Annotated in this window: 1 protein-coding gene and 1 pseudogene; one reads left to right on the top strand and one right to left on the bottom strand. The window is 36.2% G+C overall.

Annotated features, from left to right (window positions below; genetic code table 11):
- Positions 1–225: 225 nt before the first annotated feature.
- Complete coding sequence (locus VNJ50_RS10520; RefSeq protein ID WP_325581638.1) at positions 226–1,236, bottom strand: beta-ketoacyl-ACP synthase III; 1,011 nt, start codon at positions 1,234–1,236, stop codon at positions 226–228.
- A 176-nt stretch (positions 1,237–1,412) separates the two neighbouring features.
- Here VNJ50_RS10520 and VNJ50_RS10515 point away from each other — a divergent pair.
- Positions 1,413–1,771 (top strand): annotated as a pseudogene (locus VNJ50_RS10515) (S9 family peptidase); the annotation flags it as partial.

Genomic DNA, 1,771 nt, shown 5'->3' with positions numbered 1-1,771 from the left:
ATCAACAAAATAAAACCGAACTTTTAACGTCTTCTAATATAGTGGTTAGTTTTTATAATTATATTCTAATAATTAGTTAGTTAGTTAAAGTAGGTTAATAGCAGAAAAACCCGAAACAGAATTTGTTTCGGGTTTTTTAATTTCCAATTAAACTGAAATCTTAGTTTACTAAAAACTTAACCATACTTTATTTCATCATGAAATGCCTGCCTTCTCAGGAATTTTTTACCATTTTATGATCACGCTTCCCCAAGTAAATCCACTTCCAAAAGCCGCCAATACCACTACATCTCCGTCTTTGATCCTTCCTTCTTCCCAAGCTTCAGATAATGCAATAGGAATGGATGCTGCTGTTGTATTACCATATTTTTGAATATTGTTGAATACCTGATCGTCACTTAATCCAAATTTTTTCTGGATGAATTGCGAAATCCTCAAATTGGCCTGATGAGGAATCAGTAAATCGATGGCTTCTTTTGGCAGATTGTTTTTTACCAAGCCTTCAATAATGACTTCACTAAATCGAGCAACGGCATGCTTAAAAACAAATTGGCCATTCATATATGGGAAATAACTTAAATCGTCTGGATTATTTTCTTCAATAATATCGGTCACCCAACGTGTGCCCATTCCTGGTGCTTCAGTAGCCAACTCCAAAGCATGTTTGCCTTCCGAATGTAAATGTGTTGATAAAATACCTTTTGACAGATCTTCTTCACGAGACAGAACTACAGCTCCGGCACCATCACCAAAAATCACCGAAATATTTCGTCCTCTTGTGGTTTTATCAATACCGTGCGATTGCAATTCAGAGCCGATAACCAAAATATTTTTATACATCCCGGTTTTTATAAACTGATCCGCAACAGAAACCGCATACACGAATCCTGAACACTGATTACGTACGTCCAATGCACCAACGGTTCCAATGTCCAAAGCTTCTTGGATCTGAACTCCAGGACCAGGAAAATAATAATCCGGACTCAAAGTGGCAAAAATGATAAAATCAATATCATCCTTATCTAATCCAGAGTTTTTTATAGCTCTTTTGGCTGCTTCCAATCCCATCGTAAAAGTGGTTTCTTTATCCTCCTCTTTTGCCCAACGTCGTTCTTTTATACCCGTTCGCTCTTGGATCCATTCATCATTTGTATCGATGATCTTAGCCAAATCGTCATTAGTAACTATGTTATCAGGAACATAATGTCCCACGCCAATTATTTTGGAATTATACATAAGTCAGTTAGTTTTAAGTTAATTAGTTTCGCAATTTAAACAATATCTGTAGTATTCATAAAAATACTGATTTTAAATCCCAGACAATTATAAATTAGACGCTTTTTAACATTTATTTGATATTGTCTCGCGTGGTTTTAAGTATTTTTAGGCCGTTAACTAAATTTTAATCCATAATGAGAGTATTATTTGTAAGTTTCTTTATGACTTTGTCGGTATTTAGCTTTGGACAAGTCAATTTATCTTATCAAAAACCCGATCAGAGTATCCTTAATTTAGCTGAAGCGCCTTTGGCACCTCGCATCAGCATGGACCGAAAAGGTGAGAACATTATTTTCATGTACAGAAGCAATTATAAAACCATTGCTGAGCTTTCTGAAACTGAATTACGACTTGGCGGACTGCGGATTAACCCAGTGACCAATATTGGCAGCAGAACCACCTATTACACCGATCTTAAAATAAGAAAAGGGCGAAAAGGCGATCCTCAAGATATCACCGGAATGCCAGCAGATGGTCGTTTAGCCTATTTGTC

Origin of the sequence: Gelidibacter sp. (assembly GCF_035577925.1) — a bacterium.
Classification (GTDB): domain Bacteria; phylum Bacteroidota; class Bacteroidia; order Flavobacteriales; family Flavobacteriaceae; genus Gelidibacter.
The sequence above is the reverse complement of the archived record's forward strand: the minus strand, read 5'-3'. Positions and strand labels throughout refer to the sequence as shown.